We start from the raw sequence: 14,548 nt of genomic DNA, 5'->3' as shown, positions 1-14,548 counted from the left end.
GTTTCAGGGGGTTCCGCACCCCACGGTCCCACGGTCGGCCCTGTACGCGTCCGATTCCGCCACCCCAAATGAATCAGTACTGGCTCCAAGGTGAACTCTGGGCGACGAGTGTTCGAGGTCGCGCATCCATGGCTGTGGCCACGCCGTATGCCATGCCTAACCTGGAGGCATGGACGTGAACGCGGCGGTCGCCGCAGCGGCAGCGATCGCCGGAGTGCTCACCGGCGTCATCGCCATGCTGGCGTTCCGCTGGAGCGAACGCGACCTGAACCGGCCCACCCGCACCTCCCTGCACACCGAGGCGGTCCTCCCGCCCGGCGTGGACACCGTGCTGTCGGTGCTGCGCTCCTCGGCCGTCGTCCTGGACGAGGCCGACGCCGTGGTCAAGGCCAGCTCCGCGGCCTACGCCCTCGGCCTCGTGCGCGGCGGCAGGCTCGCCGTCGAGCCGATGCTGCAGATGGCCCGCGACACCCGGCGCGACGGTGAGATACGCCAGGTCGAACTGGACCTCCCGAGGCGCGGCGGCGGCCGCGGCGAGGCCCTCGCGGTCTCCGCCCGCGTCGCCCCGCTCGGCTCCCGCCTGGTGCTGCTGCTGGTCGAGGACCTCACCGAGGCCCGGCGGATAGAGGCGGTACGCCGGGACTTCGTCGCGAACGTCAGCCATGAGCTGAAGACCCCGGTCGGTGCCCTCTCCCTGCTGTCCGAGGCCGTCATGGACGCCTCCGACGACCCCGAGGCCGTACAGCGCTTCGCGGGCCGGATGCAGATCGAGGCGACCCGGCTGACCAACCTGGTCCAGGAGCTGATCGACCTCTCGCGGGTGCAGAACGACGACCCGCTGGAGGACGCCGAACCGGTCCGGGTCGACGAACTGGTCGCCGAGGCCATCGACCGCTGCCGCCACCAGGCCGGCACCAAGCAGATCACCATGGCCGCCGGCGGCACCGCCGACCTGCATGTGTGGGGCCATCGCGGCCAGCTCGCCGCCGCCCTCGGCAACCTCGTCGAGAACGCCGTCAACTACTCGCCCGCCCGCACCCGCGTCGGCATAGCGGCCCGCCGGGTGACCGCCCCCGGCGGCGACCTCATCGAGATCGCCGTCACCGACCAGGGCATAGGCATCTCCGACAAGGACAAGGAGCGCATCTTCGAGCGCTTCTACCGCGTCGACCCGGCCCGCTCCCGCGCCACCGGCGGTACGGGCCTGGGACTGGCGATCGTCAAGCACGTGGCCGCCTCGCACGGCGGGGAGGTCACGGTGTGGAGCTCGGAGGGACAGGGCTCCACGTTCACCCTGCGGCTGCCGGAGGCCGGCGCCTCCCGCGACCGCGCCCAGCAGCACCCCGCCCTCGACGAAGAGAGCGGGCAGGGAGCCTCCGGCCCGGCCGGCAGTTCCCGCCCCACGTCTTCCTTGCCCCCTGATTCGACCGCGTACCAGACGCTTTCCGCCCCGGAGGTCCTTCCGTGACCCGAGTGCTCGTCGTCGAGGACGAGGAGTCCTTCTCCGACGCCCTGTCGTACATGCTCCGCAAGGAGGGCTTCGAGGTCGCCGTGGCGGCCACCGGGCCCGACGGCCTCGACGAGTTCGAGCGCAACGGCGCCGACCTCGTCCTCCTCGACCTGATGCTGCCGGGTCTGCCCGGCACCGAGGTGTGCCGTCAGCTGCGCGGCCGCTCCAACGTCCCCGTGATCATGGTCACCGCCAAGGACAGCGAGATCGACAAGGTGGTCGGCCTGGAGATAGGAGCCGACGACTACGTCACCAAGCCGTTCTCCTCGCGCGAGCTGGTCGCCCGCATCCGCGCGGTGCTGCGCCGGCGCGGCGAGCCGGAGGAGGTGGCCCCGGCCGCCCTGGAGGCCGGTCCGGTCCGGATGGACGTCGACCGCCATGTGGTCACGGTCTCCGGCTCCAAGGTGGACCTCCCGCTGAAGGAGTTCGACCTGCTGGAGATGCTGCTGCGCAACGCGGGCCGCGTCCTGACCCGGATGCAGCTCATCGACCGCGTCTGGGGCGCCGACTACGTCGGTGACACCAAGACCCTCGACGTCCACGTCAAGCGCCTGCGCGCCAAGATCGAGCCCGACCCGGGCGCGCCGCGCTACCTGGTGACGGTCCGCGGCCTCGGCTACAAGTTCGAGCCGTAAAGAGCGGTACGGGTCCGGGCCGTGAAGAGCGGTACCGAAACGGACGGCCGACAACGGACCGGACGACGGACAGACGAAGGGCGGGACCCCCGTGGAGGGGCCCCGCCCTTCGGCGTACGACGGTCAGTGACCGGCGGACTCCCCGGTCTCCTCGCCCTCCGCCGAGGCGGACGCGGACGCGGAACCGGTCGCGGCCGGCGAGCCGGAGGCGTCCGCGTGGCCGCCCTCCTCGTGCCCCTCGGCCCCGGCCTCGTGCCCCTCGGCCCCGTGGCCCTCGCCCGCCGTCTCCGACGGGCTCGCCTCGGGCGACTTGGAGGCGCCCGGCGCCACGCTCGGACCCCAGGAGCTGAAGTAGCCGTCGGACGGGACGACGAAGGCGCTCAGGCTCACGTCGCCGGTCTCGCTGAAGGCGAAGGTGACCTTCTGCGCGTCGCCGTCGGTCAGCGCGGTGCCGTCCTTGAGCGTGGCGGTGGCGGCGGCGTTGGTGTCGCCGCCGATGACGACCGAGCCGCCGGCCGGGATGGTCAGGCGGCTGCCCTTGGCGGGCTTGATCTCGGCGGCACCGGCGCCGTCCACCGTGATGGCGTCCAGCGTCTGGGCCGAGTCGCCGTTGTTGAACAGGGTCGCGGTGATCGCGGCCGGGCCCTCGGCCTCGGGGTCGGGCTGGGTGATCACCACCGCGTTCTGGATCTTGATGTCACCCACCGTGGTGGCCGCGTTGTCCGGCTTGATCCCGAGGGTCTGGGCGTCGTTGCCGGCACCGCAGGCGGCGAGAGTGGCGACGGAGAACGCGATGACGGAGGCGGCGAGGGCGCCGCGTCGAAGGCTGCTGCTCACGGCGGCGGCAACTCCTTGAACGCAGGGGCGGCTCTCCTGAATAAAGCCGCTCTAAGTGTCTGTCAGCGGCCCCAGGTTACCGAGCCGTTCCCGCGCCGCCGCACCCGACCCTCCCCCAGGACCGCCGCGTCGCTCAGCAGGGGGTACGGCACCGCGCCGCGCGCACCCGAAGGTGACTCACCGGTCACTTCGGCGGGGGCTCGTCCGGCATTCACACAATCCCCCCGCGCAAAGCGCGCGGATCCGCTCCGGGATTTTCCGTGAAGGAATGCACCGGGGTACCGGAAATTGATCACCGGCGACGGGTGCCGGGACCCCCGCGGATCAATTCCGGAATCGTCTCGTACCTGTCTCGTCACACCGAACGGAGTAGCGGAAGTCGATCACTTGGAAGGGGACATATCGGGATGTTCGACCGCCCGGAGGACCCGCCGACGGGGCGTAACGGACACGTTTCGCCCCGCCCGAGAAGCCGCTCCGACCTGCGAATACCTTGTTCCGCCGCCCCGTCGAAGCACGCTCCTGTTGCTGTTGTCAAGCCCCGAGATATGCCCTGACCTGCGAAAACGCCATTCAGAAGACGCCGTATCCGTGTTACCCTGGATAGCCACGGAAGGGGTACCTGTCACATGACGTTCAAGGTTGGCGACACCGTGGTCTATCCCCATCACGGGGCCGCGCTGATCGAGGCCATCGAAACTCGCCAGATCAAAGGCGTGGACAAGACCTACTTGGTGCTGAAGGTCGCCCAGGGTGACCTGACGGTGCGTGTGCCAGCGGACAATGCGGAGTTCGTCGGCGTGCGTGATGTGGTCGGCCAGGACGGGCTGGACCGGGTCTTCGAGGTGCTGCGCGCGCCGTACGCCGAGGAGCCCACCAACTGGTCCCGTCGCTACAAGGCAAACCTGGAGAAGCTCGCCTCCGGCGATGTCATCAAGGTCGCGGAAGTCGTCCGTGACCTGTGGCGTCGCGAGCGCGAGCGCGGACTGTCCGCCGGTGAGAAGCGCATGCTCGCCAAGGCCCGCCAGATCCTGGTGAGCGAGCTCGCCCTCGCGGAGAACACCAACGAGGACAAGGCCGAGGCTCTGCTCGACGAGGTGCTCGCCTCCTGACACAGGGCGCGAGCCGGTCAGCCCAGCACATCGAGATGCCGCGGTGCCCGATGACATGACTCCTGTCGCCGGGCGCTGCGGCATGTTCGCACGCGGATGCCGTAAGCCTGAGCCGTACGCCGGAGACATCCCCCGGTACTGTGCGTGTCGGGCCCGGGTCACCTGGCTCGACCGGAGTCACGGAAGGGGCCGGTCGGGGCCACGTGCCACCAGGCACGGTGAGGCCATACCCAACAAGGCCGAGCACACAAACCTGACAGGATCCGATGTCTGACGTTTCGCGTCCTTCGCCCTCGCGGACCAGCTCCGAGGGCGCTCCGGCACGTACTGCCGCCGTCATCCCGGCCGCCGGCCGGGGCGTACGCCTCGGCCCCGGCGCCCCCAAGGCGCTGCGCGCGCTGAACGGCACGCCGATGCTGATCCACGCCGTACGCGCCATGGCCGCCTCCCGCGCGGTCTCCCTCGTGGTCGTCGTGGCCCCGCCCGACGGCGCCGCCGAGGTCAAGTCCCTGCTCGACGTGCACGCGCTGCCCGAGCGGACCGACTTCCTCGTCGTGCCCGGCGGCGCCTCCCGCCAGGAGTCCGTCAGGCTCGGCCTCGACGCCCTGCCGCCCGGCTACGACATCGTGCTGGTGCACGACGCCGCCCGCCCCCTGGTGCCCGTCGACACCGTGGACGCGGTGATCGAGGCCGTCCGCGACGGCGCCCCCGCCGTGGTGCCCGCCCTCCCGCTCGCCGACACGGTCAAGGAGGTCGAGCCCGCCGAGACCCCCGGCGCACCGGAGCCGGTCGTGGCCACCCCCGAACGCGCCCGCCTCCGCGCGGTGCAGACCCCCCAGGGCTTCGACCGCGCCACCCTGGTCCGCGCCCACGAGACGGTCACCGGCGACGTCACCGACGACGCGAGCATGATCGAGCAGCTCGGCGTCCCGGTCGTGACCGTCCCCGGCCACGAGGAGGCGTTCAAGGTCACCCGCCCCCTGGACCTGGTCCTCGCCGAGGCGGTCCTGGCCCGCAGGAGGCTCAACGATGGCTTCTGAGGCACCCCTGCTGCCCCAGGTCGGCATCGGCACCGACATCCACGCCTTCGAGGAGGGCCGCGAGCTGTGGTGCGCGGGCCTGAAGTGGGAGGGCGAGGGCACGGGCCTGGCCGGTCACTCCGACGCGGACGTCGTCGCCCACGCCGCCTGCAACGCGCTGTTCTCCGCCGCCGGGCTCGGCGACCTGGGGCAGCACTTCGGCACCGGCCGCCCCGAGTGGTCGGGCGCGTCGGGGGTGACGCTGCTGACGGAGGCGGCGAGGATCGTCCGCGAGGCGGGCTTCCGGATCGGCAATGTCGCCGTACAGGTGGTGGGGCCGAGGCCGAAGATCGGCAGACGCCGGGAAGAGGCCCAGAAGATTCTGTCGGAGGCGGCCGGCGCACCCGTGTCGGTGTCGGGGGCGACCACGGACGGCCTCGGCTTCCCGGGCCGGGGCGAGGGCCTGATGGCGGTGGCCACGGCGCTGGTGATCCGGGAAGGCTGACGGGCCCCCACGAGGGGCGCGGGGCCGTGTGCGGCACGCGGCTGCGCCGCGCGGGCGCGAGAAGCGGCCACCGGCCCGCAACCGCCCCACGAGCAACTGCTCCACGCACCCCTCTCGGCCCACTACCCTAGGCGTCGTGACTATTCGCCTGTACGACACCAGCGCCCGGCAGATCCGTGACTTCACCCCGCTCGTCCCGGGCTGTGTCTCGATCTACCTGTGTGGCGCCACCGTGCAGGCGGCCCCGCACATCGGCCACATCCGCTCCGGCCTGAACTTCGACATCATGCGCCGCTGGTTCGCCTACCGCGGCTACGACGTCACGTTCATCCGCAACGTCACCGACATCGACGACAAGATCATCGCGAAGTCGGCCGACCAGGGCCGCCCCTGGTGGTCGATCGGCTACGAGAACGAGCGGGCCTTCAACGACGGCTACCACGCCCTCGGCTGCCTGCCCCCCAGCTACGAGCCCCGCGCCACCGGCCACATCACCGAGATGATCGAGATGATGCGCGGCCTGATCGAGCGCGGCCACGCCTACGAGGCCGACGGCAACGTCTACTTCGACGTGAAGTCCTTCCCCGGCTATCTGCGCCTGTCCAACCAGGAGCTGGAGAACCTGCTGCAGCCCTCCGGCGAGGGCGAGACCGGCAAGCGCGACCCGCGCGACTTCGCGATGTGGAAGGCGGCCAAGCCGGGCGAGCCCAGCTGGGAGACCCCGTGGGGACGCGGCCGCCCCGGCTGGCACCTGGAGTGCTCGGCGATGGCCCACAAGTACCTGGGCTCCGCCTTCGACATCCACGGCGGCGGCCTGGACCTGATCTTCCCGCACCACGAGAACGAGATCGCCCAGGCCAAGGCGTACGGCGACGAGTTCGCCCGGTACTGGGTGCACAACGCCTGGGTCACCATGAGCGGCGAGAAGATGTCGAAGTCGCTCGGCAACAGCGTGCTCGTCTCCGAGATGGTCAAGCAGTGGCGGCCCATCGTCCTGCGCTACTACCTGGGCACCCCGCACTACCGCTCGATGATCGAGTACAGCGAGGAGGCCCTGCGCGAGGCCGAGTCGGCGTTCGGCCGGATCGAGGGCTTCGTGCAGCGCGCGGTGGAGTTGGCCGGCCACCCGGTCGAACCGGCCGCCGAGGTGCCCACCGCCTTCGCCGAGGCGATGGACGACGACCTGGGCGTCCCGCAGGCGCTCGCCGTCGTGCACACCACCGTCCGGCAGGGCAACTCCGCCCTCGCCGCCGACGACAAGGAAGCCGCCGTGGCCCGCCTCGCCGAGGTGCGCGCCATGCTCGGCGTCCTGGGCCTGGACCCGCTGGACCCGCACTGGGCGGGCGAGAGCGACCGGGGCGAGGACCTGAACGGCGTGGTCGACAGCCTCGTACGCCTGGTGCTCGACCAGCGCGAGGCGGCGCGGGCCCGTAAGGACTGGGCCACCGCGGACGCCATCCGGGACCGGCTGGGGCAGTCCGGACTGGTGATCGAGGACAGCCCGCACGGACCGCGCTGGAGCCTCGGCCCGCGCTGAGCCCGGTGATCGATTGTGCCGCCCGGCCCTCCGGGCGGCACACTGCATAGACGTACGACCCCTTCCGGGGTTTCCACCCCTCTACACAGACAGGTAGGTCATGGCCGCGAACAACCGCCGCATGTCCGGCAAGAAGGGCGCGCAGGTCGGCAGTGGCGGCCAGCGACGCCGGGGCCTCGAAGGCAAGGGCCCCACGCCGCCCGCCGAGATGCGCAAGGGGCACAAGAAGAACCGCCTCGCCACCGCCAAGGCCAAGCAGGCCCAGCGCCGTCAGACCTCCCGCGGCCGCGGCGGCAAGGGCACCTCCGAGCTGGTCGTCGGCCGCAACCCGGTCGTCGAGGCGCTGCGCGAGGGCGTGCCCGCCACCACGCTGTACGTCCAGCAGTTCATCGACAACGACGAGCGGGTGCGCGAGGCGCTCCAGCTCGCGGCCGAGCGCGGCGGCATCAACCTCATGGAGGCCCCGCGTCCCGAGCTGGACCGGATGACCAACGGCCTCAACCACCAGGGCCTGGTCCTCCAGGTCCCGCCGTACGAGTACGCGCACCCCGAGGACCTGCTCGACGCCGCCGCCGACGAGGGTGAGGACCCGCTGATCGTCGCGCTCGACGGTGTCACCGACCCGCGCAACCTCGGTGCCGTCGTCCGCTCCGTCTCCGCCTTCGGCGGCCACGGCGTGGTCGTCCCCGAGCGCCGCGCGGCCGGTATGACCGCCGGTGCCTGGAAGACGTCCGCCGGTACGGCCGCCCGTACGCCCGTCGCCCGCGCCACCAACCTGACGCGCGCCCTGGAGCAGTACAAGAAGGCCGGTGTCGTGGTGGTCGGCCTGGCCGCCGACGGCGAGCACGAGATCGGCGAGCTGGACGCCCTGCACGGCCCCGTCGCCATCGTCGTGGGCAGCGAGGGCAAGGGCCTGTCCCGACTGGTCGGCGAGACGTGCGACTTCCGGGTCCGCATCCCGATGCCGGGCGGCGCCGAATCGCTCAACGCCGGTGTGGCCGCGGGCATCGTGCTGTACGAGGCGGCGCGCCGACGCGACTGAACATACGTCCACAGGATCACCCGTACGGGGCAATCCTGGCGTCAAGGGCGAGCTTGACGGGGTCCGGACAGATCCGGCAGGTCAAAGCAGTGTCCTAACCACACGTCACTCGGTTAGATGAGTGTGGACACCAGAACACCCCGCACACCCACGGGGGACCGCTCGTCGGGATTCGCTTCCGGGCTCGATGACGCTCCCGCGCTGAGCATGGTGAAGGTGCCGAGCGATCCGGCGCAGATCATCGTCAACCATGCGAGCTTCCGCGTGCAGCTGGGCGCCTCCTCCGGGCGCGCCCAGTCGGCGCGGGTCGCACGGCACCTGAGCGCCACCGAGGACACCGCCCGCATGCCCCTGGTCGGCGCGGCCGCCCGCCCCGGTGGCGCGCGCCGCCGCCCCGTCGTCTGGAGCGGCCGCTCGGCCCCCGACGACACCGGCGCCCACCGCCTGCTCCAGGCCGTGCGCACGGCGGGCGTCCGCCCCGCCGAGGAAGCGGCCGACGCCGGCGCCACCCAGGTCATCCCGCGCGTCGACGTCGATGTCACCGGCCCCGGCTACGACGAGCTCTACGACGAGCTCGACCAGACCGTGGAGAACCCCGTCGTCGGCGCCCAGCGCGGCCCCGACGGCGCCGGCACCCGCCTCCTGCCCGCCATGCGCACCGTCGGCAGCGCCTACGACGAACCCGGCTACACCGGCGAGCGGTACGACACCTACGACGACACCGACACCGACACCGGCACCGACAGCGGCTCCGCGGGCCGCCGCGGCGGACGGCACGGCGACGACCCCGCGCGGCACGCCTACTACCCCGGCCGCCGCATGAACCTCGGCGTCGTCCTGCTCCCGCTGCGCATCTTCCTCGGCTTCATCTCCATCTACGCCGGCATGGGCAAGCTGTGCGACCCCGTCTACTTCGACGGCGGCAAGCGCGGCTCCATGGTCAAGTGGCTCAACACCCTGCACCCCTGGGAGGTCGCCGAGCCGCTGCGCCAGTTCGCCCTGGAGCACCCCGTCGGCTCCGGACTCGTCATCGCCTTCTTCCAGGTCATCGTCGGCGTCCTGACGGTGCTGGGCTGCTGGCAGCGGGTCGCCGCGGTCATCGGCGCGCTGCTGTCGGCCGCGCTGCTGGTCACCGTCAGCTGGAAGAGCGTCCCGGCCTACGACGCCCCCGACATCATCTACCTCGCCGCCTGGTCGCCCCTGATCATCGCCGGCGCACCCGTCTACTCCATCGACGGCCGCCTCGCCGGCATGGCCTGGCGGCGCCTCGGCCCCCGCTCCGACATCTGGGAGCTGCGCCGCTATGTGCTGCGCCGCGGCGCCCTGGTCACCGCCATCGTCACCGGCCTCACCCTGCTGCTGGGCTCCCTGCTCGGCGGTGCGGTCCGCGACGCCGACCGCATCGTGGTCCCGGGACCCGGCGACGCCCCGCGCAACGAGCTGCCCGGTTCGCCGCTGCCGCAGGAGCCGCAGAAGCGCGAGAAGAGGAAGGAGAGCGGCAGCCCCTCGGCCGCCACGACGCCCACCGAGGAGGCCGCCACCTCGGCCGCTCCCACCGCGGGCACCGCGACCACCCCGGACGCCCCCCAGGACACCTCCACGGCGGGCAGCGCTCCCAGCGAGACGCAGGGCACGGTCGGGGAGGCCCCGCCGCAGCAGTCCTCGCCGACCGAGGAGCAGCCGCCGAGCACCAGCTCCGGGCCCACCAGTGGCGGTGCCACGTCGTCCGGCGGCGCGGGTGCCGGTCCCGACGAGCCGACCACGGAGGAGCCCGGCCTGGTGGGCGGCCTCCTGGGCTGACACCGCCGCCGTACGGGAACGGGGTCCCGCATCCATGAGATGCGGGACCCCGTCGTCGTATGCCCTCAGGGGCCTTTCAGCGGCCCAGCGCGGCCAGTTCCTTCGCGGCCTCCGTGAGGTCCTTGGCGGTGTCGATGGCCCGCCAGTAGGCGCCCTGGGGGAGCGGGAAGCCGAACAGGCGGCTCTCGCGGGCCAGGTGCGGGAACGTGGTGCGCTCGTGGTCGCCGCGCTCGGGGAGCAGGCCGGCGAACTCGGGGGAGAAGACGTAGACGCCCGCGTTGATCTCGAAGGTCGACGGCGGGGCCTCGATGAAGTCGGTGATGTGGCCGAAGCCGTCCGTCTGGACGGCGCCCCAGGGGATGCGCGGGCGGGCCAGGGCGAGGGTCGCTATGGCGTCGCGCTCGGTGTGGAAGTCGGCCATGTCCCGCAGCGAGAAGCGGGTCCAGATGTCGCCGTTGGTGGCGTACCAGGGCCGGTCGGGGTGGGGCAGGTGCGCGGCGGCGAACTTCAGGCCGCCGCCGCGGCCGAGGGGCTCGGTCTCCACGACGGTGGTGACGTTCAGCGGGAGGTCCGCGGTGTCGAGCCAGTTCTTGAGCACGTCGGCGAGGTGGCCGCAGCTGACGACGACGTCGGTGACGCCCTCCTCGGCGAGCCAGGCGAGCTGGTGGCCGATGATCGGGGTGCCCGTGCCGGGGATCTCCACCATGGGCTTGGGGCGGTCGTCGGTGTACGGGCGCAGCCGTGATCCCTGGCCTCCGGCCAGGATGACGGCCTGGGTGGGGCGTGCTGAGGCTTGCGGGTCGGTCATGCCCGCACTTTACGCGTACGGGTGAGTAGGGTTTCGTGCGCCTGCGGGGGCGGGGGTTCCGCGCGCCTGCCGGGGCGGAGGTTCCGTGCGGCGGCGGCTGCGGGTTGTTCGTGGGTGCTCGCGCAGTTCCCCGCGCCCCTCAGGACGTCGCCCCTCAGGGCGTTGGTCTCAGCCGTGGGCGGCAAGCACCCCCGACGCGTAGGCCGTGTCGCAGACCGGGCGGGCGAAGGACTGGGCTCGCTTGGGGCCGTAGACGGCGACGGCGGCGCGGCCGAGGGCGCGGGCGATCGAGGTGCAGTGGGCGGCGAGGGAGGGCCGCTCGTCGATGGCCTGCTGGAGGTGGGTGAGGGCGATGCCGGGGTCCCTTTCCTGGAGCTCGGTCAGGAGCTGGTCGCGCAGGCGCTCGTGCGGGGCGCGGGGGGCGGCCGGCTTGGCGTCGTCGGACACGGCGGTGTCCGCGGCGGTGAGCACCGAGGTCGACGGGTCGCCCGACCAGTTGACCCGGGTGACCGCGAGGGTCCCGGAGAACACCAGGACGACGGGCAGGACGAGGGCGAGGCTGCGGCCGATCCGGCGGGCGGGGCCCCGGCCGCGTCGCGTCTGGGTGGTGGTGGAGTGCTTCACGCGAGTGAGGGTAGCGCCCGGTAATGATTTGGCGACATTTAGTCACCGGTTCGGGGGATGAGAAGGTGCCGTTTTCGGGGTAGCGGGTTGACGCACGCTGGTCGAAATGGGTGGATCTGTCGGGGTATTTGTCGACAACGAGAAGGGCCCCGCAGCGGTGTGCGGGGCCCTCTTCGTCAACCTGGGTGAATTACCCGGGGTTGTGGCGTTCAGTCGGACAGGCGCGCGCCGGTCGACGTGGAGAAGACGTGCGTCTCGCCGGCCCGCGGGACAACGTGCAGCGTGCTGCCCTTCTCCGGGACGTCACGGCCGCCGACGCGGACGACGAGGTCCTTGGACTCGCCGCCGACGGTGGCGGTGCCGTAGACGAACGCGTCGGAGCCGAGCTCCTCCACGACGTTGACGGTGACCGCGACACCGAGGTCGGAGTCCGGGCCGGCCACGTCAAAGTGCTCGGGGCGCACGCCGACCGTGACGGTCTTGTCGCTGGTGGCGGAGAGCGCGTCGCGCTGCACCGGGACGACCGAGTTGCCGAACTTCACGCCGCCGTCGGTGATCGGGACCTCGACCAGGTTCATGGCCGGGGAGCCGATGAAGCCGGCGACGAAGAGGTTGGCGGGCTTGTCGTACATGTTGCGCGGGGTGTCGACCTGCTGGAGCAGACCGTCCTTGAGGACCGCGACCCGGTCGCCCATGGTGAGGGCCTCGACCTGGTCGTGGGTGACGTAGACGGTGGTGATGCCGAGGCGGCGCTGCAGCGAGGCGATCTGCGTACGCGTGGACACACGCAGCTTGGCGTCCAGGTTGGACAGCGGCTCGTCCATGAGGAACACCTGCGGCTCACGCACGATCGCGCGGCCCATCGCCACACGCTGGCGCTGACCGCCGGAGAGCGCCTTCGGCTTGCGGTCCAGGTACTGGGTGAGGTCGAGGATCTTCGCGGCCTCCTCGACCTTCTGCCGGATCTCCGCCTTCGGCACGCCGGCGATCTTGAGCGCGAAGCCCATGTTGTCGGCGACGGTCATGTGCGGGTAGAGCGCGTAGTTCTGGAACACCATGGCGATGTCCCGGTCCTTCGGCGGCAGGTGGGTGACATCGCGGTCACCGATGCGGATGGCGCCGCCGTTGACGTCCTCCAGACCGGCGAGCATCCGCAGAGAGGTGGACTTGCCGCAGCCGGACGGACCGACCAGGACGAGGAACTCGCCGTCCGCGATCTCGATGTCCAGGGCGTCGACGGCGGGCTTGTCGGAACCCGGGTAGATCCGGGTCGCCTTGTCGAACGTGACAGTGGCCATGGTGAATGGGCCCCCTTCTACCGGCAGGAACGTGCCGGACGATCCGTTGTAGGAAGGTGGTGAATCGGTCCACGCCAGTGAACCGATTCAGGACGGTACCTGGGGTTCACCTCGTCTGTCAGTACCCGGACCTCTGTGAACTTCGCGGAAATTTTCGACAGGCCCGCACCGCGGGCTGGGTACACTGCACGGGCGCGCCGGTGAAGCGCGCATGCCTCCTTAGCTCAGCTGGTTAGAGCGCCGCTCTTGTAAAGCGAAGGTCGTCGGTTCGAATCCGACAGGGGGCTCCGACGCTGAACAGCGCGAACGCCCCGGCCGGAGATCGGTCCGGGGCGTTCGACATCCGGGGGTCCATCAACCGGGGCGGTCACTCGCGATCGGACAGCTCGCGGCGGGGCACCTTCGGGGCCTCCGCGAGCGAGGCGGCGTTCCGCGTCACCAGCTGCTCACGGCAGGTCCTGAGCACGCGGTGCGCCTCTTCGGCCGTGGCCGGGGAAGGTCCGGCGCGACACCTCGGCGACGAAGGTCCGTAGATCAGAGCCCTTGCCCTCCATGCGCCCGCCCGAAGGGCGAGCAGCGGGGAGCAAGAACGACGGCAAGCGCACCATTGACCCGCAGGTCAACGTCCCCCCGGGTCGGCCGACATCCGCATACGCGATCTCCCCAGCTGGTGCTTTCGCCACGTACCGGGAGCCCGACAACACGGGGCCGGCAGACGGCACCTACAGGGAAGACGCCCAGACGACCATCCCGATGGGAGTGAGACCGCATACAAGGCCGACGCACAGGCATACGTAGGCCAGAAACTTGAAGGCATGGTGCCTCTGGGCTCGACATGCGGCAAAGCAAGTGAAGCTGACGATGGCGAGGCACGGCAGCATGATGAAGAACCCCAGCGCTGCTATGGCTCCCCCGATCCTGCGGCTCCCGTACAGCAGGAAAGTACAGCAACCCCCGCGACCACAGGCGACGCCACCGGTCCCCACACAGCCGCCCGACCCATCGCTGCTCAACGCCGACGAACACTGGCGGACGAGCCTGCGGACCCAAGCAGATGGAGATCGCCCGTGAGTCCCTGAACACCGCCTTGACCGCTTCGGCTACGGAGTTGCCTAGCGTGCTTCTGCACAGCAGCTTCCTCCTGGGCGGTCCGAGCCCCCGAGGCCGGCCAACGACGACCGACAGCGACAGTCGACCTACATCCGCCAGCAACGAAACCCCAGGTCAGCGCCTCGGCCATACGCGTTTCCCTCCAGGGGTGGCGGTCGGGCAAGATGAGGTATTTCTTGCCGCCGGGCAGTGACTCTGCCAGGCGCCTTGGGGGGTTTCATTGATCATCGCGGCTTCGCACGCCTACGACCCGGTCTACCAGCTCCAGACGAGCGCGCTCACCCTGATCTTTGGCGTAGCGCTCATCAGCGTCGGACGGATGCTCCGACGGGACGGGCGGCTACCAGGCCCTTTGGATCTCGGACAAAAGATCTCAGGCTCACTGGTGGCGCAAGAGCACAAGAGTGCCGGCGTCGTCAGGCTCGGGTCCGTCATGATTGCCGTGGGCTGCTTCTTTCTCTTCGGCACGGTGTGTCTCGTGCTCGGTGCGATGGGCGTCATGGGCCCCGCATGACCAGCCGTGCCGTGACCTGTTCCGAGTGCAGCCGGCCCATGAAGCCTGACGGCCTTGTGCTCTCACGGCGGGAGGACGACGGCCAACGGGCGTGCCGGTCGCTGTGGAGGTGCACTGGTGGGCGACTCTGGTGGAAGTGGGTCGACCGGCCGGACGAGTCCTTCGAGACATGGCCGGTGCCGGAGCTGATCCGCGGA

13 protein-coding genes and 1 tRNA gene are annotated in these 14,548 nt (G+C 71.0%); 10 read left to right on the top strand and 4 right to left on the bottom strand.

Annotation, left to right across the window (positions count from 1 at the left end):
• Nucleotides 1-169 precede the first annotated feature (169 nt).
• Nucleotides 170-1,468, top strand: a complete 1,299-nt coding sequence (locus ACSU6M_RS15630) for a sensor histidine kinase (RefSeq protein WP_437070331.1) — start codon at nt 170-172, stop codon at nt 1,466-1,468.
• Nucleotides 1,465-2,145, top strand: a complete 681-nt coding sequence (locus tag ACSU6M_RS15625; RefSeq protein ID WP_076087010.1) for a response regulator transcription factor — start codon at nt 1,465-1,467, stop codon at nt 2,143-2,145. The genes ACSU6M_RS15630 and ACSU6M_RS15625 overlap by 4 nt, the downstream gene beginning before the upstream one ends.
• Nucleotides 2,146-2,268: 123 nt before the next feature.
• Here ACSU6M_RS15625 and ACSU6M_RS15620 read toward each other — a convergent pair whose 3' ends face one another.
• A complete protein-coding gene (locus ACSU6M_RS15620) occupies nt 2,269-2,982 on the bottom strand; it encodes a DUF461 domain-containing protein (protein WP_437070330.1) in 714 nt (237 codons plus the stop codon).
• A gap of 629 nt (nt 2,983-3,611) precedes the next feature.
• Here ACSU6M_RS15620 and ACSU6M_RS15615 point away from each other — a divergent pair.
• The 6 genes from ACSU6M_RS15615 to ACSU6M_RS15590 all read left to right on the top strand — a co-directional run bounded on the left by ACSU6M_RS15615 (nt 3,612) and on the right by ACSU6M_RS15590 (nt 9,997).
• Entirely contained in the window at nt 3,612-4,094 is a 483-nt protein-coding gene (locus ACSU6M_RS15615) for a CarD family transcriptional regulator (RefSeq protein ID WP_003953493.1), read from the top strand.
• Between the two features lie 266 nt (nt 4,095-4,360).
• Nucleotides 4,361-5,134, top strand: a complete 774-nt coding sequence (gene ispD, locus ACSU6M_RS15610; RefSeq protein ID WP_437070329.1) for a 2-C-methyl-D-erythritol 4-phosphate cytidylyltransferase — start codon at nt 4,361-4,363, stop codon at nt 5,132-5,134.
• Nucleotides 5,124-5,618 (top strand): 2-C-methyl-D-erythritol 2,4-cyclodiphosphate synthase, encoded by a 495-nt coding sequence (gene ispF / locus ACSU6M_RS15605; protein ID WP_437070328.1) that lies wholly within the window; start codon nt 5,124-5,126, stop codon nt 5,616-5,618. Before ispD ends, ispF begins: the two co-directional genes overlap by 11 nt.
• A gap of 136 nt (nt 5,619-5,754) precedes the next feature.
• Nucleotides 5,755-7,155, top strand: a complete 1,401-nt coding sequence (cysS, locus tag ACSU6M_RS15600; protein WP_437070327.1) for a cysteine--tRNA ligase — start codon at nt 5,755-5,757, stop codon at nt 7,153-7,155.
• Nucleotides 7,156-7,255: 100 nt separating this feature from the next.
• On the top strand, nt 7,256-8,197 hold the full coding sequence (rlmB, locus tag ACSU6M_RS15595) for a 23S rRNA (guanosine(2251)-2'-O)-methyltransferase RlmB (protein ID WP_437070326.1): 942 nt from the start codon (nt 7,256-7,258) through the stop codon (nt 8,195-8,197).
• Nucleotides 8,198-8,314: 117 nt separating this feature from the next.
• On the top strand, nt 8,315-9,997 hold the full coding sequence (locus tag ACSU6M_RS15590; RefSeq protein ID WP_437070325.1) for a DoxX family protein: 1,683 nt from the start codon (nt 8,315-8,317) through the stop codon (nt 9,995-9,997).
• Between the two features lie 76 nt (nt 9,998-10,073).
• On the opposite strand, the gene ACSU6M_RS15585 is transcribed toward ACSU6M_RS15590, so the two are convergent.
• From ACSU6M_RS15585 to ACSU6M_RS15575, 3 genes are all read right to left on the bottom strand, one after another.
• Nucleotides 10,074-10,805 carry a nucleotidyltransferase family protein gene (locus ACSU6M_RS15585; RefSeq protein ID WP_437070324.1) on the bottom strand — a complete coding sequence of 244 codons (732 nt, stop codon included), beginning with the start codon at nt 10,803-10,805 and terminating at the stop codon, nt 10,074-10,076.
• Nucleotides 10,806-10,973: 168 nt separating this feature from the next.
• Nucleotides 10,974-11,429 (bottom strand): hypothetical protein, encoded by a 456-nt coding sequence (locus ACSU6M_RS15580; RefSeq protein WP_437070323.1) that lies wholly within the window; start codon nt 11,427-11,429, stop codon nt 10,974-10,976.
• Between the two features lie 209 nt (nt 11,430-11,638).
• Nucleotides 11,639-12,727, bottom strand: coding sequence for an ABC transporter ATP-binding protein (locus ACSU6M_RS15575; RefSeq protein ID WP_437070322.1), 1,089 nt, complete (start codon nt 12,725-12,727; stop codon nt 11,639-11,641).
• A 213-nt stretch (nt 12,728-12,940) separates the two neighbouring features.
• On the opposite strand from ACSU6M_RS15575, the gene ACSU6M_RS15570 reads away from it, so the two are divergent.
• Both ACSU6M_RS15570 and ACSU6M_RS15565 read left to right on the top strand, forming a co-directional pair.
• A tRNA-Thr gene (locus tag ACSU6M_RS15570) sits at nt 12,941-13,014 on the top strand.
• Nucleotides 13,015-14,057: 1,043 nt separating this feature from the next.
• Complete coding sequence (locus ACSU6M_RS15565) at nt 14,058-14,351, top strand: hypothetical protein (protein ID WP_437070321.1); 294 nt, start codon at nt 14,058-14,060, stop codon at nt 14,349-14,351.
• Nucleotides 14,352-14,548 lie beyond the last annotated feature (197 nt).

The sequence above is a fragment of the Streptomyces sp. enrichment culture genome (genome assembly GCF_964272895.1).
Taxonomy (GTDB): Bacteria; Actinomycetota; Actinomycetes; order Streptomycetales; family Streptomycetaceae; genus Streptomyces.
The sequence above is the reverse complement of the archived record's forward strand: the minus strand, read 5'-3'. Positions and strand labels throughout refer to the sequence as shown.